The following is a 19567-nucleotide window of genomic DNA, read 5'->3' as shown; positions in this document are numbered from 1 at the left end:
CTTCGGGACCTCCGGCACACCCCGCCCCACCGAACCGTTCGACGCCTTCGGCACCGCCCCGCGCCCCGCGGAGCCCTTCGACGCCTTCGGGACCTCCAGCGCGCCTCGCCCGGCGGAACCATTCGATCCCTTCGGCGCCAGCGGCACACCGCGCCCCACTGAACCGTTCGACCCCTTCGGGACTCCCAGCGCGTTCCGTCCGGCGGAGCCGCTGGACGCGTTGTTCGACACGCTCCGCTTCGCCGTGCCCTTCGACGCCTTCCGTACGGCGGAAGCGGGCGGCGCGTCGCGGCAGGCCGAGCCCACTGGCGCCTTCCCGCGCACCGAGGAGCCGTCCGACTTCGCGCGGACTGACGAACCGTCCGGCTTCCCCCGGACCGAGGAACCGTCCGACGACGTTCCGCCGGCACCGCCCTCCGAGTCGCTTTTCCCGGCCGCTCCTCCCATGGACGTGTTCGCGCCCGCGCCCCGGGAGGCCGAGCCCGCCGAGCAGCCCGCCGAGCAACCCGCCGAGCAACCCAGCGAGCAGCCCGTCGAGCCGTTCCGCCCGGCCGAGGAGGTCTCGGACGCGCCACCGGCGGCGGAGGCGGACGGCGAGCGCGCCGCCGAGGTGTCCGCGACGGAGACGGACGCCCTGGTCCACCCGGCCGTCGTGGCGGTCCCCGTCCCTCCGCCCGCCCCCTCCCGCCGTTCGAGCCGCAAGCGCACCGCGAACAAGCACACCGCGAACAAGAACACGGCGAACAAGAACACGGCGAACAAGAACACGGGCAGCAAGCACGCCGGCAAGCCGTCCGGCGGCGGCAACGCCGCGAGCAGGGGCCGGCGCGTGAAGGGCCACCGGCACTACGACTGGCTGTGGGAAGTCGTCGGCATCCTGATCTGCCTGATCATCGCTCTGATCGTCTTCTTCAACGTGCCGACGGTGTTCACGCCCTGAGCCCGGAGAACGCCACGCGGGCTTCGGCCACATCCCCGAGGTGATCCGAGCCGTTCCATGAGGGAAGGGGAGAAGCCGCGCCGCTTCTCCCCTTCCGCCGGGTGACGCCTCAGGAGCTCAACGGGCCAGGAACGCGCCGAAGTTGATACTCGATGAGCCGAGACCCAGCTGAGCGGCGCGGAAGACCTGGGTGCCGCTGCCGGAGACTCCGTGGTCCGATCCGCGCAGGACGACGAGCATGCCCTTCTCGTTGTCCTTGCCCGGGGCGCCGACGATGATCTCGGCCTTGCCGTCGCCGGTCACGTCCAGCACCCTCACGGTTGCGCCGAAGCGGTCGCCTTCCTGGGACACCTCACCGATGGGGTCGGTGGCGGGGTCCTCGGGGGAGCTCATGCGGTCCTCGTTGATCATCGTCACCGCGTCGATCTCCGGCCCGCGGGCCGGGTTCGGAGATCCGGGGACGACCACGATCTGGCCCGCTTTCGCCTGCCCCGCGACGGTGGCGCCGGGAGAGCCCAGGACGATGTCGTCGGCGCCGTCGCCGTTGACGTCACCCAGAGCCAGGTCGCCAGCGAGTCCGGGGTCGATCCACTTGAGGTCGTGCTTGGAGAACCCGGGGAACATGGAGAATCCCGACGCCGAGCCGTACCACACCTGCAGACCGCGCGTGCTCGGGGTGACCATCACCACGTCCAGCCGCCCGTCGCCGTTCACGTCGCCCATCGCCACCTGGGAGTCCTTCTTCGGGCAGCCCAGCACGTCCCTGTTCTCGGTGGTGCACAGGGCGCCCCAGGCCCACAGGCCGTCCTCGAACGTCACCGGATCCTTGGTCAGGTCGTCCGTCAGCCACAGGTAGGGGGACTCCGGCTGATCGTCCACCCACCTGCGGATGATCATCGCCGCCTGCCGCCTGCCGCTGCCGTGCACGTCGCCGGTGGCCATCGAGAGGACCTCGACAGGCCCGTCGTAGAGGCGCTTGCTGGTCCACCCGCCGCCGTTGAGCCGGGAGATCAGCTGGGAGACAGCATGGACCTGGGTCCTCCCCATGACGTAGGTGTTCTGGATGCCGACGATGTCGCCGCCCGGCTGGCCGTCGAACTGCCCGGCCCTGAGATCCCATATGCGGTCGCCGGGGCCCTGCCCGGAGTAGGTCGTCTGGACCTGATCCGACTTCCAGGAGTCGATCTGCAGATACCCTTTCCTGTTGCTGAAGATCAGCTCCGGTCTGGCGTCGCCGTCGAGGTCGCCGGCGGCCACGACCTCGCCGGACCCGTAGCAGTCGGGGGTGCAGTTCTCCGGAGGGCGGCGCACCGTGTAGCCGGCGATCCCGTCCGGCCCACCGCGCAGGATCACGGCGCCTCCGTTGGGCGCACCGGACGCCACGTAGACGCCGGCGGCCACGTCCTGGTAACCGTCGCCGTCGAAATCCCTGCTGTCGCCGGCCACCGCGCCGGCCGCAGGCGGGGCGGGAGAGGTGATGACCGCGGTCAGGGCGAGCAGGGCCGCCGACCACGCAATCTTGTTCACACGCATGACGCCACGATCGAGATCATGGCTTGCGATTCGGTTGGATCTCGGTGCAGCCCCTGGTTCTCCGGATCAGCGCGGCGGTTTGGGCAGCCCGAGGCCCAGCATGGCGATCAACTCGCGCTGGACCTCGTTGACGCCGCCGCCGAACGTGAGCACGAGCGCGCCCTTGACGCCCCGGTCCACCCGCTCGATCAGGTCGCGCGTCTCCTCGTCGTACGGATCGCCGAAGCGGGCCAGCGTGTCACCGACGATCCGGCCGACGTCCTGCACCCGCTCGGAGGCGTAGATCTTGGTCGCCGACGCGTCGGGCGCGCCCAGCCAGCCGAGGTCCATCGACGCCGCCACCTGCCAGTTCAGCAGCTCGTTCGTGCGGAAGTACGCGTACACCTCGGCCACGGACCGCCGGACCTCGGGGTGCTCCCACAGCGGCGTGCCGTCGCGCCCCCGGTTGGTCTTCGCCCAGTGGGCGAAACGGTCGAGAGTGTGCCCGATGTTGCCGGCGGGCCCGAGCGTGACGCGTTCGTGGTTGAGCTGGCTGACGATCAGGTCCCAGCCCTTGTCCACCTCGCCGACGACCATGTCGAGCGGGACCCGCACGTCCGAGTAGTACGTCGCGTTGGTGTGGTGACGGCCGTCCATCGTGATGATCGGCGTCCAGGAGAATCCGGGATCCGTGCAGTCGACGATCATCATGGTGATCCCGCGGTGTTTCTTCGCCGCCGGATCGGTGCGCGCCGCCAGCCAGACGTAATCGGCGTGGTGCGCGCCCGAGGTGAACAGCTTCTGCCCGTTGACCACGTAGTGGTCGCCGTCCGGCACCGCCGTCGTCCGCAGCGAGGCCAGGTCGGTGCCCGCCTCCGGCTCGCTGTAGCCGATCGCGAAGTGGCACTCTCCGGCGAGGATCCGCGGCAGGAAGAACCGCTTCTGCGCGTCCGTGCCGTACCGCATCAGCGTCGGGCCGACCGTCTGCAGCGTGATCAGGGGGTACGGCACCTCGGCCCGGGTGACCTCGTTGGCGAAGATCTGCTGCTCGACCGGGCCGTAGCCGCCCCCGCCGTACTCCTTCGGCCATCCGAGGCCGAGCTTGCCGTCGCGGCCCAGCCTGCGGCAGTGCGCCATGTACGCCTCGCCGAACGGGTCGCGGCCGATCTCGGCGCGCTGCTCGGCGGTCAGGCAGGACGCGAAGTAGTCCCGCAGGTCGTCGCGGAGCCGCCGCTGCTCCGCCGTCAGTTCGATGAACATCAGACCAGGGCTCCGATCAGGTCGAGTTGGGCCTGCTCGCCGCCGAGCAGATGGGCGAGGTGCTTGCCCAGGCCGAAGTAACGATGCAGCGGATAGGTCAGGTCGAGGCCGATGCCGCCGTGCAGGTGCTGACAGGTGTAGAGCGCCCGTACGGCATCCGCGGCCGCGTTGTAGGCGGCGACGGCCAGGTCCCGCTCCGCGGGCAGCCCCTCGGCCAGGCGCCACACGCCCGTCCACATGGCGACGTCGAGCGCGCGCGAGGCGATGTAGACGTCGGCGATCTGCATGGTCACGGCCTGGAACTCGGCGAGCACCCGGTCGAACTGCCTGCGCGTGGCGATGTGTCCCTTGGTCAGCGCGAGCGCGCCCGCGAGGACCCCGGAGGCGGTCGCGGTCACGGCGGCCAGGGTGTTCAGCCGCAGCGCGGCGACGGCCGCGCCGTCCGGCTCCCCCACCATCTCGCCCGGCGCGTCCTCCAGGATGACCACGGCCGCGGGTTCCCCCGTCGCCGTCGGGACCGGCCGCACCTGCGCGTCCCCCGGCCGTACGAGGAACAGTGCGGCCTCGCCTCCGAACCCGCTACGCGCGGGGACGAGGATGGCCGACGCCTCGGCGGCGTACGGGACGATTCCGGGCCGCCCGGTGATCCTCCCGTCCCTGGCGACCGCGGCCGGCGGATCGCCCGGACCCGCCCCCGCCTCGCGGAAGGCGACGGTCAGCACCGCCTCCCCCTCGCCGAACGGCGCGAGCGCCCGCCGCTGGGCGTCCGTCCCGTGCCCGGCGACGGTCAGCGCGGCGATCAGGCCGGGCAGCGCGGGGACCGGCGCGATGCGGGCTCCCGCCTCACGCAGGATCACCGCCATCGCGAGCGGGCCGAGCCCGGCCCCGCCCGCCTCGGGCGGCAGGCACGCGCCGAGCAGGCCCGCCTGCGCCAGCGCCTTCCACGCCCCCGCGTCGTACGGCCGGCCGCCTCGCTCGTGCGCCTCGATCCTGGCCTGGTCCGCCTCCCGGTCCAGCACCGACGCGGCCAGCGACCGCAACTCCGCATGGGTCTCGTCGAGATCGAAGTCCACCGGACCTCCCGCGTGTTCCACGGACCTGCCTGCGGGGCGAGATCCCCGTCCAGAACCGCAAACTAGAACGGATTCTAATCTCTGTCCAGAGGGGGGCTCATGAACCGGCGACGACACGCGGCCGAAACGCGAAAGTCATATACCCGCCAGCGCTTTTGTGACTGGCGGGTAACCATCCGGAAGGAGCGGAAATCAGATAACGTGTTCCTATGCGCACTTCGCATGCAGTCGCCGACTCTCTACCACCGCTTCCCGAAGGCCCCTCGGGCACGGACAGCCATCCGGCCCCGGCCACCCCCGGGGTGCGCACCCGGAGCCAGCACCAACGGCGCCGGCGCATCGTCCAGGCGGCGGCCGCCCTCGCCTCCCGCGGAGGCGTCGAGGCGATGCAGATGCGCACGGTCGCCGAGCGCGCGGGCGTCGCCCTGGGAACGCTCTACCGCTACTTCCCCTCGAAGATGGACCTGGTTGTGGCGGTGGTCGGCGAGGAGATCGACCTGCTGGAATCCAGCATCGAGCGGCGCCCCCCACACGCCACCCTGCCCGCCGGCCGCGCGGTCGACGTGCTCATGCGGGCCACCCGGGGCCTGATGCGCGAACCGGAACTCGCCGACGCGCTCATCCGCTCCCTGATCATGGCGGAGGTGGAGGCGCCGTTCGGCGACCGGATGGCGAGCCTGCTGCTGCGCGTCGCCACCGACGGCCGGACGGTGGACCTTCCCGCAGAGGACCAGCTCGCGCTCACGGGCTCCCTCGCGGGAGTCTGGGTGCAGGAGTTGCTGGAGATGCTGCGCGGGCGGCGCACCTACGAGCAGATCCAGCACCGCATCGAGATCGCCGCCGAGCGGCTACTGGCGGGTTTCTAGATTTTCCTTCTATTGATGACCGCGTTTTCCCGCATCACGTCATCGACCGTCACATAACAGCCGGTAAGATCATCGAGTCAGATCTATCGCGTTCACCCAATCGGGGTTATGCGGATAGAACAGGTTCCAGCTCTATTGGATTCAATTCCAATGTGACGGCGGCGGCGCGCCCGCCTCTGATCTTCTCAAGGATGACAGAACCGGGCGATCCGGCCGCCAACGCCCCCTTCACATGTCGAGCGCACGAAACGGGCGCCGGATCCAGGGGGCCCGTTCCCACAGGGGTGATCAGGACCTGGCCGTACAATTCCCCCGGGAACGGGCTGAGCGCGGCCCCGGACGAAAGCGCGCGGCAGGGAGACGGGGCGTGGCGGTCACCGACGCGGCGATCAGCAGGATCAAGGACATGATCCTGTCGGGCGAGCTGGGTCCGGGCGACCGGCTGCCCCGGGAGGCGGACCTGGCCGAGCGGCTGGGGCTGTCGCGCAACTCCCTGCGGGAGGCCGTACGCGCGCTCGCCCTGATCAACGTGCTCGACGTGCGGCAGGGCGACGGCACCTACGTCACCAGCCTGGAGCCGAGCCTGCTGCTGGACGCCCTGTCGTTCGTGGTCGACTTCCACCAGGACGACACGGTCCTGCAGTTCTTCGAGGTGCGGCGCATCCTCGAACCCGCGGCCACCGCGATGGCAGCGACGCGGATGTCCGACGGGGACATCGCCGAGCTGCGTGACATCCTGGACGCGTTCCCCGAGCAGCCGAGCACGGAGGATTTCGTCACCAACGACCTGCGGTTCCACCAGCGGATCGCCGAGGGCTCCGGCAACCCCGTGCTCGGCTCGCTCATCGAAAGCATCTCCGGCCCGACCGCGCGGGCCCGCATCTGGCGCGGTCTCACCCAGGAGGGCGCGGCCGAGACGACGCGGGCGCAGCACAGTGCCATCTACGAGGCCATCGCGGGCCGCCGGCCGGAAATCGCCGAAGCCTGGGCCACCGTCCACATCGCGGGCGTCGAGGAGTGGCTCCGCCGGTGAACGTGCGCGGACCGCGCACTAGGAGCGGGACTCGTGCGCCTCGACGAGGGATTTCGGCGCGGTGAGGCACCACGCCTCGGTGACCAGCTCGAACAGCTCGTCCGGGTCGATCTTCTCTAGATGGACCACGACCCAGCCGAAACGCCCGGCGGTGAACTGCGGCTCGAACACCTCGGGCCGCTCGGCCACCAGCGCGATCTGCTCCTCGATCGTCGCCTTGAGGCCCACCGTCTCGGTCCGCTCCCACAGGTAGCCGAATCCCTTGCCGCGCACCTTGAACGAGACCCAGTCGCCGCCCTCGCCCTGCCGGACCTCGGGCAACCGGTCCAGCATGGCCAGGAACTCCTCGACGCTCACACCCATGCGCCCAGTCGTACCAGAGCCCACTGACAGGACGGCGGCAGCGACCCGTCACCTCCGGGTCGCTTGACGGGCCGTCGGCCCGCGTAATAGAACACGTTTCAGAACAAGGTCGAGCAAGCGCTTGACCGCACTGTCGTCGGCCCCCGACAGGGTGATCGTCCCTCTTACCAAGGGCAGCCAAACCCGATTAGGTGGATGCCATGCAAATCAACCTCGTCGACAAGGACCGCTACGCGCGCAGCGGGGTGCCACACGACCAGCTCCGCTGGCTCAGGGACAACGCGCCCGTCTACTGGCACGAGGGACAGGACGACTGGCCCGGATTCTGGGCGGTCACCAAGCACGCGGACGTCGTCCACGTCTCCCGTCACTCCGACCTGTTCTCCTCGGCCCGCAAGCTGGCGCTGTTCGACGAGATGCCGGAGGAGCAGCGTGAGTTCCAGCGGCTGATGATGCTCAACCAGGACCCGCCCGAGCACACCCGGCGCCGCTCGCTGGTCAACCGCGGCTTCACCCCGCGCCAGATCGGGCGCCTGGAGGAGCACATCCGGGACATCTGCCACGCGCTGGTGGACGAGGTCCAGGGCAAGCCCGAGGTCGACTTCGTGCGGGACATCGCCGCGCCGCTCCCGCTGTACGTGATCTGCGAGCTGCTCGGCGCGCCGGTCGAGGACCGGGACAAGATCTTCGAGTGGTCCAACCGCATGATCGGCAGCGACGACCCCGACTACTCCACCAGCCCCGAGGAGGGGCAGGCCGCCGCCTTCGAGGTCTACTCGTACGCCCACACGCTGGCCGCGGCGCGCAGGCAGGACCCGCGCGACGACATCGTCACCAGGCTCCTGCAGCCCGACGAGGACGGGCAGACGCTGACCGAGGACGAGTTCGACCTGTTCGTCCTGCTGCTGATCGTGGCGGGCAACGAGACCACCAGGAACGCGGCGTCCGGAGGCATGCTGACCCTCTTCGAGCACCCGGACCAGTGGAAGCGCCTGGTCGACGACCCCTCCCTCGCCAGGACGGCCGCCGACGAGATCGTCCGCTGGGTGTCCCCGGTCAACCTGTTCCGGCGTACGGCCACGGCGGACACCGAGATCCGCGGCCAGAAGATCGCCGAGGGCGACAAGGTGGTGGTCTTCTACGCGTCTGCCAACCGGGACGCCGAGGTGTTCGAGCGGCCGGAGGAGTTCGACATCGGCCGCGACCCCAACCCGCAGATCGGCTTCGGCGGCGGCGGGGCGCACTTCTGCCTCGGCAACCACCTGGCCAAGCTGGAGCTTCGGGTGCTGTTCGAGGTGCTGGCCCAGCGCGTGCCCGGCATCCGGCGCAGCGGCGAGGCCACGCGGTTGAGGTCCAACTTCATCAACGGCATCAAGACGCTGCCCGTCACCCTCGGCTGACGGGGGTCAACGACAGCGGGGTCAGGGCCAGGCGTGGCCGGGCCGGAGCCGCGTCGCGCCGGCCGGCACGCGCGCCGACCGGGCCGAGGCACGGCTCCGCGGCCGGGTAGCGCGACAGCAGCGGAGACTCCCCGAGCGCCAGGGCGACGCCGCCGAGCGCGCCGGCGACGTCGCCGAGCGCCGCCCGGCGCAGGGTCAGCCGGTGGCGCGAGATCGGCACCGAGCCCGCGTCCAGGGCCTCCTGGACGGGCCCCAGGAGCGGACCGCCGATCTCGGCCAGCTCGCCGCCGATGACGATCACCCTGGGCCCGATCGCGTTGGACAGCGCGGCGAGCACCCGGCCGATCTGGATGCCCACCTCGCTCAGCAGGCTCAGGGCGATCGGGTCTCCCGCCTCGACCGCGGCCGCCAGCGCGGGCAGGTCGTCGCCGCGGCCGCCCCGGGCGCGGTACGCGTCGAGCACCGCCCTGACCGAGGCGACGGTCTCCAGGCACCCCGTGCCGCCGCACTCGCAGAGCCTTCCGGCCGGGTCCACCGGAATGTGCCCGATCTCCCCGGACACCCCGTCGGCGCCGCGGTGCAACACCCCTCCGGCCACCACCCCGCCGCCGACGCCGTACGAGAGCCGTAGATAGAGCGCGTCCTGGTCGCCGGCGGCCGCTCCCCACGTCGACTCGGCGAGCGCCGCGAGCCTGGTGTTGTTGTCCAGCAGCACCGGCCCGCCGAAGCGCTCCCGGAGCAGGGCCTCGACGCCGGAGAGGGTCCCGTCCCGCGTCCCGGCCACCGGGCCGACGACGCCCACGCCCACGCCTTTGAGCGCCCCCTGCCACGACCCGCCGCCGACGACCGTCCGGACGAGGCGTTCCGCGAGCGCCACCCGGTCCGGCCACGGCAGGCCGGGCGCGTGCGCCTCCCCCGCCGAGCCCACGATCTCGTACGTCACGTCGACGGCCGCGACGTACACCGCGCGGCGGGCGAAGTCGATGCCGAGGGCCTGGCCCACCGTGGGATTGAGGGCCAGTTTCTCGGCGGGACGGCCCCGGCCGCGCGGCGCCTCGTCCGGCGCCGCCGTGACCACCGCGCCCGTGGCCAGCAGTCCGCTGAGCGTTTCGTGGAGGGTCGTGCGCGACAGGCCACACCGCCGGCTGAGCTCGCCCCGGTTGAGCGGGCCGTGCGCGCGCAGCAGGCCGAGCACGGCCTGCTCGTGCCCGCGCCGTGCCGGAGACACCAGACCAGGAGACACCAGACCACGAGACACCGGGCCAGGAGACACCGGGCCAGGAGACACAGGAGGCACCCGACCAGGGGACACCGGGCCGTCCAATTGCCGCATGCGAAAAAGCATGCACAATTGGTAGGTTTTATGTCAATTTTGGCAGCCGCTGATACGCCGTCCCGCCCCCGTACGTAGATCACCGGATGTGCCCTCTGCGGGCGCAGTGGACGCCGAAGCCGGGAGATGCTCCGCCTGTACTACCTCACCCGTGCCTGAGGCCACGACCTCCTCGCGCATCGCCCGCACCTGTCCAGGGCCACCTACCTCCGCCGTCCCGAGTACGGCACCGGCAAGGTCGCGGAGGCGGTGAGCCGGGCTCTCCCTCCGCGTAGCCCCCAGCGTGGCCCCCGCCGGGGCATCGGTGAGCCTTGTCGTCGTAACGGGGGATGTCAGGCCCAGGAGGAGTCCTGCTCGGGGTCGCCGCCGTCGGCGAGCAGGCGCAGGTCGGCCTCGACCATCATCGCCACGAGCTCCTCGAACGACACCGTCGGCTCCCAGCCGAGCTGGGTGCGGGCCTTCTTCGGGTCCGCGCACAGCAGGTCGACCTCCGCCGGACGGTGCAGGGACGCGTCGCAGACGACGTACCGCTCCCAGTCCAGGCCGGCGGCGGCGAACGCCGCCTCGACCAGCTCACGCACCGAGTGCGTGCGCCCGGTGCCGATGACGTAGTCCTCGGGCTCGGCGGCCGACAGCATCATGTGCATGGCCCGGACGAAGTCGCCGGCGAACCCCCAGTCGCGGCGCGCCTCCAGGTTGCCCAGGCGCAGCTCCGTGGCCATGCCGAGCTTGATCCGCGCCACTCCGAGCGAGACCTTGCGGGTGACGAACTCGGCTCCCCGCCGCGGCGACTCGTGGTTGAACAGGATGCCCGACACCGCGAACATCCCGTACGACTCGCGGTAGTTCTGCGTGAGGAAGTGCCCGTACGCCTTGGCCACGCCGTACGGCGACCTGGGGTGGAAGGGGGTGCGCTCGGTCTGCGGCGTCTCCCTGACCTGGCCGAACATCTCCGACGACGACGCCTGGTAGAAGCGGATCTGCCCGGCGGACGAGCCGCGCGAGGCGGTGATCCCCGAGCAGACGCGGATGGCCTCGAGCACGCGGAGCACGCCCATGCCGGTCACCTCGGCGGTCAGCTCGGCCTGCTCCCACGACATGGGCACGAACGAGATGGCCCCCAGGTTGTAGACCTCGTCCGGCTGCACCTTCTCCACCGCCGAGATCAGCGACCCCTGGTCGAGCAGGTCGCCGCGGACCAGCCGTACGTCCTGCAGGAGCCGGCGCACGCGCGGGACGCGGGGGTTGGCCTGCCCGCGGACCAGGCCCCAGACCTCGTATCCCTCGCTCAGCAGGTGTTCGGCGAGATAGGAGCCGTCCTGACCGGTGATGCCGGTGATCAGCGCACGCCTGGCCAACGGATCCTCCTCGTAGCGCCCAACTTGGCCTATGAGAGGCGAATGTACCGCCCTGCCCGGCCCCGCCCGCATACGTCGAGCCGACCGTCACTAGAACGCGTTACACCGAATCTCGTTCAGGTAAGCTAACACCCCAGGTCGGGCAGGGTGAGAGTCGAGCGAGGACCCTTTCCACCTCACCTACCCCATCTAAGGTCAAATGGTAGTGTTCCTGGCAGCAGCCCCACCGGGGCACGGCTGGAATCCGGCTGGAAAGGGGTGCCTCTTGGCGGAGAGGCTGCGAGTCGCGCTGCTGTCCTACCGCAGCAAGCCCACCTGTGGCGGCCAGGGGGTGTACCTGCGCCACATAAGCCGCGAACTCGTCGCTCTGGGCCATCACGTCGAGGTCTTCTCCGGCCAGCCCTACCCGGAGCTGGACGAGGGCGTGATCCTCAACAAGGTGCCGAGCCTGGACCTCTACCGCGACGAGGACCCGTTCCGCACCCCGAAACTCGACGAGTATCGCGACTGGATCGACGCGCTCGAGGTCGCCACGATGTGGACGGCCGGCTTCCCCGAGCCGCTGACGTTCAGCCTGCGGGCCTACCGGGAGCTGAAGAGGCGGCGGGGCGACTTCGACGTCGTCCAGGACAACCAGACGCTGGGCTACGGCCTGCTCGGCATCCAGCGGCTGTTCCCCGTGGTCGGCACCATCCACCACCCGATCAGCGTGGACCGGCGGATCGAGCTGAAGGCCGCCAAGGGATGGAAGCGGCTGTCGATGCGCCGCTGGTACGGCTTCGTGCGCATGCAGAGCATCGTGGCGCCCCGGCTGAGCCCGATCCTGACCGTCAGCGAGTCGTCGCTCGCCGACATCCACCGCGACTTCAACGTGCCGCAGTCCAACATGCGGCTGATCCCGCTCGGCGTGGACACGCGGTTCTTCCACCCCCGCCCGGAACTGCCGAAGCGGAAGAACTCGATCGTGGCGGTGGCCAGCGCCGACTCGCCCATGAAGGGCGTGGCGACCCTGCTGCGGGCGGTCGCCAAGCTCGCCACCGAGCGCGAGGTCGACCTCACCGTGGTGAGCAGGCCGACCCCCGGAGGACCCACGGAGCAGCTCGTCAACGAGCTGTCGCTGCACGAGCGCGTGCGGTTCGTGCACGGCATCCCGGACGAGGAGCTGGCCGAGCTGATCGCCACCTCCGAGGTCGCGGTGGTCCCCTCGCTGTACGAGGGGTTCTCGCTGCCGGCCGTCGAGCACATGGCGTGCGGCACGCCGCTGGTCGCCTCGCGTACGGGCGCCCTGCCCGAGGTGGTCGGGGACGCGGCCGTGCAGGTCGCTCCGGGCGACCCCGAGGAGCTGGCCGCCGTGCTGCGCCGCCTGCTCGACTCCCCCGAGGAGCGCGCGGAGTTCGGCCGGCGCGGCTACGACCGCGTGATGGAGCGGTACGCCTGGCCGGTCGTCGCCCGCCGCACGGTCGAGGCGTACCACGAGGCCATCGCCGCGCACCGCGTCTCCCGATGAGCGTCTCCCGATGAGCGTCCCCGGGTGACTCCCCAGAACCCAGGAAAGGCAGGCACCGAGTGCTGACCGTCGACTTCAACCGGCTGCCCGTCGGACCGGGCGACCGCGTCCTCGACCTCGGGGCCGGTGGTGGCCGGCACGCCTTCGAGGTGCTGCGCCGGGGCGCCGACGTGGTCGCCTTCGACATGGACGCCGCCGAGATGGAGAGCGTGGCGGCCATGTTCGCGGCCATGGACAAGGAGGGCGAGGTGCCCGCGGGCGCGACCGGGGACACGGTCGTCGGCGACGCCCTCGACATGCCGTTCCCCGACGCGTCGTTCGACCGTGTCATCGCCGCCGAGGTGCTGGAGCACATCCCCGACGACATGACCGCGATGCGCGAGATCGTGCGCGTGCTGAAACCGGGCGGCCGGGCCGCGATCACGGTGCCGAGCTTCCTGCCCGAGCGGATCTGCTGGGCCCTGTCGGAGGACTACCACACTGCCCCCGGCGGACATATCCGTATTTATACGTTGGCGGAGCTCCAGGCGAAGCTGAAGGCCTCGGGGCTGGAGGTCGGCGGCCACCACTACGCCCACGGCCTGCACTCGCCGTACTGGTGGATCAAGTGCGCCGTCGGGGTGAACGACGACGGGCACCCGCTGGCCAAGGCGTACCACGAGCTTCTCGTCTGGGACATCATGAAGCGCCCCCTCGCCACCCGGCTGGCCGAGGCCGTGCTCAACCCCCTGATCGGCAAGAGCGTGGTGGTCTACGTCCGGAAGCCGGTATGAGGCGGGCGCCGGACGTTCCGGGGATCATCACCGCCGAGCAGGTCGTCCGTACGGCCGAGAGCATCGCCGCGATCCAGGACGACCAGGGCGGCGTCCCCTGGCCCGAGGGCCACATCGACGCGTGGAACCACATCGAGTGCCTGATGGCGCTGACCGTGGCCGGGCTGCGCGAGGAGGCCCGCAAGGGCTACGACTGGCTCGTACGGCACCAGCGCCCCGACGGCTCCTGGCCGATGAAGGTCCGCGACGGCGAGCCCGCCGAGGCGGCCGGCGAGTCCAACCACGCGGCGTACATCGCGGTGGGGGTCTGGCACGACCTTCTGGTGACCGGCGACGAGGACTTCGCCCGGTCGATGTGGCCGGTGGTGGCGCGGGCCCTCGACTTCGTCATCGGCCTGCAGACGGCCCGGGGCGAGATCCTGTGGCAGCGCGACGCCGAGGGGCGCCCGGCGGAGTACGCCCTGCTCACCGGGTGCTCGTCCATCTACCAGGGCCTGCGGTGCGGGGCGCTGCTCGCCGAGCGGCTGGGCGACCCGCAGCCCGACTGGGAGCTCGCCGCCGACCAGCTCGGCCACGTGATCACCGACCACCCGGAGGCGTTCGCCGACAAGAGCCGGTTCTCGATGGACTGGTACTACCCCGTGCTCGGCGGCGCCGTGCGCGGCGCGGCGGCGGCCCGGCGGTTCGACCTGGAATGGGACACCTTCGTCGTGCCGGGCCTCGGCGCGCGCTGCGTCTCCGACCAGCCCTGGGTGACCGGCGCGGAGTCGTGCGAACTGGTGCTCGCGCTCGACGCCGCCGGGCTGCGGGAGCGCGCGCTGGCGGTGTTCGCCGACATGCAGCACCTGCGTCACGAGGACGGTTCCTACTGGACCGGCTGGCAGTTCGTGAACGAGCGGCACTTCCCCAACGAGCGGTCGGGCTACACGGCCGCCGCGGTGGTGCTCGCCGCGGACGCCCTCGCCCGCGCGACCCCCGGCTCGGGGATCTTCCGCGACGCCGGCGGCCGGGAGGCCCGCATCACCGGCGAGTGCGGCTGCGAGCGCGCCCGCGCCTGACCCGTCGGCGGCCCGCCCGCGCTTGAAGACGCCCGGCGGGACGCGCCGTCAGACGCGTTCCAGTACGCGCAGCGACCCGACGACCCGCACCTCGCGGAAGGCGCCCGACTCCAGCGCGCGCAGGTAGACCCGGTAGGGCGCCTGCCCGCCGTCGGCCGGGTCGGGGTAGATGTCGTGGAAGACCAGCGCGCCGCCCTTCATGACGTGCGGCGCCCATCCCTCGTAGTCGGCCGTCACCGGTTCCTCCGAGTGGCCGCCGTCGATGAACAGCACGGCCAGCGGGGTGGACCAGTGACGGGCGACCGTGGCCGACGCGCCCACGATCGCGATCACCTCGTCCTCCAGGCCGGCGGCGGCGATCGTGCCGCGGAAGAACGGCAGCGAGTCCATCCTCCCGGTCTTCGGGTCCACCAGTTCGGGGTCGTGGTGCGGCCAGCCCGGCTGGATCTCCTCGGACCCCCGGTGGTGGTCCACCGTGAAGACCACCGTGCCCGCCCGCCGCGCCCCGGCGCCCAGGTAGACGGCCGACTTGCCGCAGTACGTACCGATCTCGCAGATCGGCCCGCGGGAGCCGTACGCGCAGGCGGTCTCGTACAGGGCCTCGCCCTCGGCGGGCGGCATGAACCCGCGCGCCTCCTCGGCGGCGCGGCGCAGGTCGTCGGGCATCGGGGTCACCATGACGGGCACCCTACCCAACAAGCCGAACGATGTTCGGGACTGCCCCTTGTCCGCCCTGATGGAACATGTTCTACTTTGCTTCGTGAACCAGCGCGCCCGCATCGCGATGAGCGAGGAAGAGATCGCCGGGCTCCTGCGGGACGCCCGGAAGCTCCAGCTCGGCACGATCAATCCCGACGGCACGCCTCACCTGGTCACGATGTTCTACGGACTCGACGACGGCCGCGTCACGTTCTGGACGTACGCCAAGTCGCAGAAGGCCCGCAACATCGAGCGCGACCCGCGGGTGAGCTGCCTGATCGAGACCGGGGACGAGTACGCGCAGTTGCGCGGCGTGCTCGTCTACGGCAAGGCGCGGCTGATCGACGACCCGGCGGCCGTCCTGGAGGTCGGCCTGGACGTCACCCGGCGGATGACCGGCGTGCCCGTCGACGGCCCCGAGGCGCGGGGATACGTCGAGCACACCGCGCGCAAGCGCGTGGCCTACGTGGTCGAGCCGGTCCGCACCGTTTCCTGGGATCACCGCAAGCTCGGCGGCGATAGCGTGAACTCCAGCGCGACGTGACGCACAGGAGGAGGACCCGCAATGAAGATCAAGGTCGACTACGACGTGTGCGAGGCCAACGCCGTCTGCATGGGCCTGGCGCCCGAAGTCTTCGAGGTCGACGACGACGACAACCTCCACGTGCTGATGCCCGAGCCGCCCGCCGAACTGCTCGACCGGGTCCGCCACGCGGTCCGGTCCTGCCCCAAGGCCGCGCTGTCGCTCGAGGACGAGTGACCGCGCCACCCCAACCCTGAAACACCAGGAGGTCCCCAATGCGCGGCGCGCTTCTCCACGCGGTCGGCGACGAAAAGCTCGACATCAGAGACGACTTCACGCTGACCCCGGTGGGCCCGGGCGACGTCCGGGTGCGGGTGAAGGCCACCGGCGTCTGCCACTCCGACCTCTCGGTGCTCACCGGCGTGCTCCCCATGCCGCTCCCGATCATCCCGGGTCACGAGGGCGCCGGCGAGGTCGTCGAGGTGGGCGACGGCGTGACCACCGTGCAACCGGGCGACCACGTCATCATCAACTGGACGCCCGCCTGCGGCGACTGCCCGAGCTGCGTGGGCGGCCAGCCGAACCTCTGCATGACGTACATGATGAAGAGCTTCACCGAGCCGCGCTTCCGGTTCGGCGGCGAGACCCCGGCGTTCGGCATGGCCGGGTGCGGCACCTGGGCCGAGGAGATCATCGTGCCCTGGCAGGGCGCGATCAAGGTCGACTCCGACGTGCCGTACGAGGCGGCGGCGCTGATCGGCTGCGGCATCACGACGGGCGTCGGCGCGGTGCTCAACACCGCGAAGGTGCGCCCCGGCGCGACCGTCGCGGTCGTCGGCTGCGGCGGCGTCGGCCTGTCGGTGATCCAGGGCGCCCGCATCTCCGGCGCGACCACGATCCTCGCGATCGACCCGCTGGAGTCCAAGCACGCGCTCGCGAAGAAGGTCGGCGCCACCCACGCCTGCACCCCCGACCAGCTCATGGACGCCCTCGGCACACTGACCGGCGGCCAGGGCTTCGACCACGGCTTCGAGGTGGTCGGCAAGTCGGCCGCGATCATGACGGCCTGGCAGGCGACCCGGCGTGGCGGCGACGTCATCGTCGTCGGCGCGGGCGCGATGGACGACCAGGTGCCCCTGACCGCCTTCAACCTGCTGTTCGAGGGCAAGAACATCCTCAGCTCGCTGTACGGCGACGCCGACGTCCGCAGGGACTTCCCCCGATTCGTGAACCTCTACAAGGCAGGCAAGCTCGACCTGGACAGCATGATCAGCTCTCGCATCAGGATCGGCGACCTGAACGACGCCGTCGACGCCCTGCGCGGCGGCGACGTGCTCCGGCAGATCGTGCTGTTCGACTGAGCCGTCCCCTGCCGCCGGGAGATCTCCCTGCCCGAGGGGATATGTCGGGGGGTCCGGGGTAGCCGGAGCGGCGACATGCAGACGTTCCTGCCGTACCCGGACTTCGCGGCCACCGCCCGCGTCCTCGACCCGCTCCGCCTCGGCAAGCAGCGGGTCGAGGCCCTGCAGGTCCTGCGCACGCTCACCGTCCCCGGGTACGGCTGGCGGCACCACCCGGTGGCGCACATGTGGGCCGGGTACGAGGAGGCGCTGGTCCGCTACGGCCTGGAGATCGTCGCGGCCTGGTGCGACCTGGGCCGCGCCGACACCTGCGCCGGGACGATGACCAGGGAGCTGCTCGGCTGCCGGGGCATCGGAACGCCCCGCACCCAGGCGGCCCTCGCGGAGGCGGGCGAACTGCCGCCGTGGCTCGGCGATCCCGCCCTCCACCTCAGCCACCGCTCGGCCCTGCTGCGCAAGGACCCGGAGTTCTACGGCCCGCTGTTCCCCGGAGACCCCGACGACCTCCCCTACGTCTGGCCCGACTCCGACCGCGTCAACGCCCTCCTCCCACCCCGCCGCAGTGTGTAGATTGCATCTACGTAGATGTCATCTACATAAGGGGCACGATGAGTGCGGTTCCTTTCATCGGCAGGCGGCGGGAGCTGGCCGCTCTGAACAAGCGCCTCGACCGGGTCCGCCGGACGGGCGCCGGCTCCGCCATGGCCATCAGGGGACGCCGCCAGGTCGGCAAGTCCCGGCTTGTGCAGGAGTTCTGCGACAAGGCCGAGGTGCCGTACCTCTTCTTCACCGCGACCAAGGGGATGTCGCCGGTCGAGGCGGTCGAGGCGTTCTGCGCCGAACTCAAGGAGTCGTGCCTGCCCGCCGATCCCGAGCAGGTCGTCCGCGTCACCAGCGGAAGCTGGCCGGAGGCCTTTCGCGTGCTGCACTCGGTGATCCCGCAGACCCCCTCGATCGTCGTCGTGGACGAGATGCCCTGGCTGGCGGAACAGGACGACCTGTTCGACGGCGCGCTGCAGACGGCCTGGGACCGACTCCTGTCGGCCAAGCCCGTTCTCCTGCTCCTGCTCGGCAGCGACCTGCACATGATGGAGCGGCTGACCGCCTACGACCGGCCGTTCTACGGGCGCGCCGACACCATGGCGCTCGACCCGCTCGATCCCGCGGAAACCGCCGGGGCGCTGGGCCTGACCGGAGGTGACGCGATCGACGCGTACCTCGCCAGCGGAGGGCTGCCCGGGATCCTGCGCGCCTGGCCGCACGGCACTCCACCGCTGGAGTTCATCCGGCAGGAGTGCGAGGATCCGGCGTCCGCCCTGTTCGGCGTGCCCGAATCCGTCCTGCTCGCGGAATTCCCGTCGCCTGACCAGGCCCGCCGGGTGCTGGAAGCGGTCGGCAGCGGCGACCGGACGCACGCCGCCATCGCCGCGACGGCGGGCGGGCGCGAGAGACCGCTGCAGTCCGGTTCGCTCTCTCCTCTCCTGCGTAGGCTCACCGACGAGAAGCGCGTGCTGGCGATGGACGAACCGCTGTCCGTCCAGCCGGGAAAACCGGCGCTGTACCGCATCCGCGACCACAACCTGCGGATGTACCTGGGCGTCCTGCGCGCCGCGGCGGAACATTCGCATCGGGGGCGGCCGGATCTCGCCTTCGGACTCGTACGGCGACGCTGGGCGAGCCTGCGGGGGCGGGCCGTCGAACCGATCGTCAGACAGGCGCTGGGCATGGCCGCCGCGGCGGGAGAACTGCCCTGGCCGGACGCGGAGGCCGTCGGCGGATGGTGGAACCGCCGGTTCTCCCCGGAGGTGGACCTGGTCGGCGCGGACCGGGCGCCGGTGGCACGACGCCTGCTGTTCGCGGGCTCGATCAAGTGGCTCGGCACACCGTTCGACGGTCACGACCTGGCCGCGCTGCGCCGCGACGCCGTACAGGTGCCGGGCTTCGACGCGGGGGCGGGCGGCCTCGCGGTGGTGTCGCTGTCCGGGGTCCATCCCTCGGTGGAAGGCGTCGGCCTGGCGTGGGGCGCCGGCGACGTGGTCGCGGCGTGGGGGTGAGGCACGCCGGAGGGCCGGGCGGCGAGAGCGCGCACCCGGCCCTTAGGTCGTGTCCCTGCCGCGGGACACTCCCCGGCCTCGCGAGAACTGGGGAGAGAGGTCAGCCCTCGGAGGAGAAGGCGGCGTCGAAGGCGGCGGCCGGTGGGGTGATGGCGTTGAGCGAGCGGATGTAGGCGAGGGATTCCGGTGCGCCGTGCAGCCGGTCCATGCCCGCGTCCTCCCACTCGATGGAGATCGGGCCGTCGTAGCCGATGTGGTTGAGCGCCCGGAAGCACTCCTCCCACGGCACGTCGCCCCGGCCGGTGGACACGAAGTCCCAGCCGCGGCGGGGGTCGGCCCAGGCCAGGTGGGAGGCCAGGCGGCCGCGCCGGCCGTCGCGGGTGGCGACCCGGGCGTCCTTGCAGTCGACGTGGTAGATCCGGTCGGCGAAGTCGAGGATGAAGTTCGCCGGGTC

The 19567-nt window shown here is 71.2% G+C and carries 19 protein-coding genes and 1 pseudogene; 12 read left to right on the top strand and 8 right to left on the bottom strand.

All coding sequences use genetic code 11. The features are described 5' to 3' along the window. Positions 1-940, top strand: a pseudogene (locus ABZ857_RS32485) (hypothetical protein); the annotation flags it as partial. A gap of 117 nt (positions 941-1057) precedes the next feature. Here ABZ857_RS32485 and ABZ857_RS32480 read toward each other — a convergent pair. From ABZ857_RS32480 to ABZ857_RS32470, 3 genes are all read right to left on the bottom strand, one after another. Next, on the bottom strand, positions 1058-2473 hold the full coding sequence (locus ABZ857_RS32480; protein WP_357050657.1) for an FG-GAP-like repeat-containing protein: 1416 nt from the start codon (positions 2471-2473) through the stop codon (positions 1058-1060). Between the two features lie 66 nt (positions 2474-2539). Then, positions 2540-3712 (bottom strand): acyl-CoA dehydrogenase family protein, encoded by a 1173-nt coding sequence (locus ABZ857_RS32475; RefSeq protein WP_357050654.1) that lies wholly within the window; start codon positions 3710-3712, stop codon positions 2540-2542. Further along, entirely contained in the window at positions 3712-4785 is a 1074-nt protein-coding gene (locus ABZ857_RS32470; RefSeq protein WP_357050651.1) for an acyl-CoA dehydrogenase family protein, read from the bottom strand. Before ABZ857_RS32470 ends, ABZ857_RS32475 begins: the two co-directional genes overlap by 1 nt. Positions 4786-4994: 209 nt before the next feature. On the opposite strand from ABZ857_RS32470, the gene ABZ857_RS32465 reads away from it, so the two are divergent. Continuing rightward, positions 4995-5651, top strand: a complete 657-nt coding sequence (locus ABZ857_RS32465; protein ID WP_357050648.1) for a TetR family transcriptional regulator — start codon at positions 4995-4997, stop codon at positions 5649-5651. 367 nt (positions 5652-6018) lie between these two features. Beyond that, complete coding sequence (locus ABZ857_RS32460; protein WP_357050645.1) at positions 6019-6684, top strand: FadR/GntR family transcriptional regulator; 666 nt, start codon at positions 6019-6021, stop codon at positions 6682-6684. An 18-nt stretch (positions 6685-6702) separates the two neighbouring features. Here ABZ857_RS32460 and ABZ857_RS32455 read toward each other — a convergent pair whose 3' ends face one another. Next, on the bottom strand, positions 6703-7047 hold the full coding sequence (locus ABZ857_RS32455; RefSeq protein ID WP_357050642.1) for an MmcQ/YjbR family DNA-binding protein: 345 nt from the start codon (positions 7045-7047) through the stop codon (positions 6703-6705). Between the two features lie 200 nt (positions 7048-7247). On the opposite strand from ABZ857_RS32455, the gene ABZ857_RS32450 reads away from it, so the two are divergent. Next, entirely contained in the window at positions 7248-8447 is a 1200-nt protein-coding gene (locus ABZ857_RS32450) for a cytochrome P450 (RefSeq protein WP_357050639.1), read from the top strand. Here ABZ857_RS32450 and ABZ857_RS32445 read toward each other — a convergent pair. Both ABZ857_RS32445 and ABZ857_RS32440 read right to left on the bottom strand, forming a co-directional pair. Beyond that, complete coding sequence (locus tag ABZ857_RS32445; RefSeq protein ID WP_357050636.1) at positions 8434-9675, bottom strand: ROK family protein; 1242 nt, start codon at positions 9673-9675, stop codon at positions 8434-8436. The two genes, ABZ857_RS32450 and ABZ857_RS32445, sit on opposite strands and share 14 nt — an antisense overlap. A 437-nt stretch (positions 9676-10112) precedes the next feature. Continuing rightward, positions 10113-11138 (bottom strand): GDP-mannose 4,6-dehydratase, encoded by a 1026-nt coding sequence (locus ABZ857_RS32440; protein ID WP_357050633.1) that lies wholly within the window; start codon positions 11136-11138, stop codon positions 10113-10115. Positions 11139-11403: 265 nt separating this feature from the next. Here ABZ857_RS32440 and ABZ857_RS32435 point away from each other — a divergent pair, with 265 nt between their 5' ends. From ABZ857_RS32435 to ABZ857_RS32425, 3 genes are read left to right on the top strand one after another with little or no spacing between them, the layout of a single operon-like run. Next, positions 11404-12645, top strand: coding sequence for a glycosyltransferase family 4 protein (locus ABZ857_RS32435; RefSeq protein ID WP_357050630.1), 1242 nt, complete (start codon positions 11404-11406; stop codon positions 12643-12645). A gap of 59 nt (positions 12646-12704) precedes the next feature. Next, positions 12705-13418 carry a methyltransferase domain-containing protein gene (locus ABZ857_RS32430; RefSeq protein ID WP_357050627.1) on the top strand — a complete coding sequence of 238 codons (714 nt, stop codon included), beginning with the start codon at positions 12705-12707 and terminating at the stop codon, positions 13416-13418. Next, complete coding sequence (locus tag ABZ857_RS32425; protein ID WP_357050624.1) at positions 13415-14476, top strand: prenyltransferase; 1062 nt, start codon at positions 13415-13417, stop codon at positions 14474-14476. Before ABZ857_RS32430 ends, ABZ857_RS32425 begins: the two co-directional genes overlap by 4 nt. A 48-nt stretch (positions 14477-14524) precedes the next feature. Here the strand turns inward: ABZ857_RS32425 and ABZ857_RS32420 are convergent, their stop codons facing one another. After that, positions 14525-15154: a class I SAM-dependent methyltransferase gene (locus ABZ857_RS32420; protein ID WP_357050621.1), complete on the bottom strand. Its 630-nt coding sequence runs from the start codon at positions 15152-15154 to the stop codon at positions 14525-14527. An 82-nt stretch (positions 15155-15236) separates the two neighbouring features. Between ABZ857_RS32420 and ABZ857_RS32415 the strand changes: the two genes are divergently transcribed. The 5 genes from ABZ857_RS32415 to ABZ857_RS32395 all read left to right on the top strand — a co-directional run bounded on the left by ABZ857_RS32415 (position 15237) and on the right by ABZ857_RS32395 (position 19113). Beyond that, a complete protein-coding gene (locus ABZ857_RS32415) occupies positions 15237-15719 on the top strand; it encodes a pyridoxamine 5'-phosphate oxidase family protein (protein ID WP_357050619.1) in 483 nt (160 codons plus the stop codon). A 21-nt stretch (positions 15720-15740) separates the two neighbouring features. Then, complete coding sequence (locus ABZ857_RS32410) at positions 15741-15935, top strand: ferredoxin (protein ID WP_191054189.1); 195 nt, start codon at positions 15741-15743, stop codon at positions 15933-15935. Positions 15936-15973: 38 nt separating this feature from the next. Continuing rightward, positions 15974-17059, top strand: a complete 1086-nt coding sequence (locus tag ABZ857_RS32405; protein ID WP_357050615.1) for a Zn-dependent alcohol dehydrogenase — start codon at positions 15974-15976, stop codon at positions 17057-17059. 75 nt (positions 17060-17134) lie between these two features. Further along, entirely contained in the window at positions 17135-17629 is a 495-nt protein-coding gene (locus tag ABZ857_RS32400; RefSeq protein WP_357050612.1) for an MSMEG_6728 family protein, read from the top strand. Positions 17630-17667: 38 nt separating this feature from the next. Further along, positions 17668-19113, top strand: a complete 1446-nt coding sequence (locus ABZ857_RS32395; protein ID WP_357050609.1) for an ATP-binding protein — start codon at positions 17668-17670, stop codon at positions 19111-19113. A gap of 100 nt (positions 19114-19213) precedes the next feature. Here ABZ857_RS32395 and ABZ857_RS32390 read toward each other — a convergent pair. Beyond that, on the bottom strand, positions 19214-19567 hold a 354-nt coding region (locus tag ABZ857_RS32390), incomplete at its 5' end, for a TIM barrel protein (protein WP_357050606.1).

This window comes from Microbispora sp. NPDC046933 (assembly GCF_040644635.1).
GTDB lineage: Bacteria > Actinomycetota > Actinomycetes > Streptosporangiales > Streptosporangiaceae > Microbispora.
This window is presented reverse-complemented; position numbering and strand designations above follow the sequence as displayed.

Bases quoted from the DNA above. Each gene is read 5' to 3' on its own strand.
- ABZ857_RS32480 (WP_357050657.1), bottom strand. From the start codon at position 2,473: ATGCGTGTGAACAAGATTGCGTGGTCGGCGGCCCTGCTCGCCCTGACC.
- ABZ857_RS32475 (WP_357050654.1), bottom strand. From the start codon at position 3,712: ATGTTCATCGAACTGACGGCGGAGCAGCGGCGGCTCCGCGACGACCTG.
- ABZ857_RS32465 (WP_357050648.1), top strand. From the start codon at position 4,995: ATGCGCACTTCGCATGCAGTCGCCGACTCTCTACCACCGCTTCCCGAA.
- ABZ857_RS32455 (WP_357050642.1), bottom strand. From the start codon at position 7,047: ATGGGTGTGAGCGTCGAGGAGTTCCTGGCCATGCTGGACCGGTTGCCC.
- ABZ857_RS32450 (WP_357050639.1), top strand. From the start codon at position 7,248: ATGCAAATCAACCTCGTCGACAAGGACCGCTACGCGCGCAGCGGGGTG.
- ABZ857_RS32425 (WP_357050624.1), top strand. From the start codon at position 13,415: ATGAGGCGGGCGCCGGACGTTCCGGGGATCATCACCGCCGAGCAGGTC.
- ABZ857_RS32420 (WP_357050621.1), bottom strand. From the start codon at position 15,154: ATGGTGACCCCGATGCCCGACGACCTGCGCCGCGCCGCCGAGGAGGCG.
- ABZ857_RS32410 (WP_191054189.1), top strand. From the start codon at position 15,741: ATGAAGATCAAGGTCGACTACGACGTGTGCGAGGCCAACGCCGTCTGC.
- ABZ857_RS32405 (WP_357050615.1), top strand. From the start codon at position 15,974: ATGCGCGGCGCGCTTCTCCACGCGGTCGGCGACGAAAAGCTCGACATC.
- ABZ857_RS32400 (WP_357050612.1), top strand. From the start codon at position 17,135: ATGCAGACGTTCCTGCCGTACCCGGACTTCGCGGCCACCGCCCGCGTC.
- ABZ857_RS32395 (WP_357050609.1), top strand. From the start codon at position 17,668: ATGAGTGCGGTTCCTTTCATCGGCAGGCGGCGGGAGCTGGCCGCTCTG.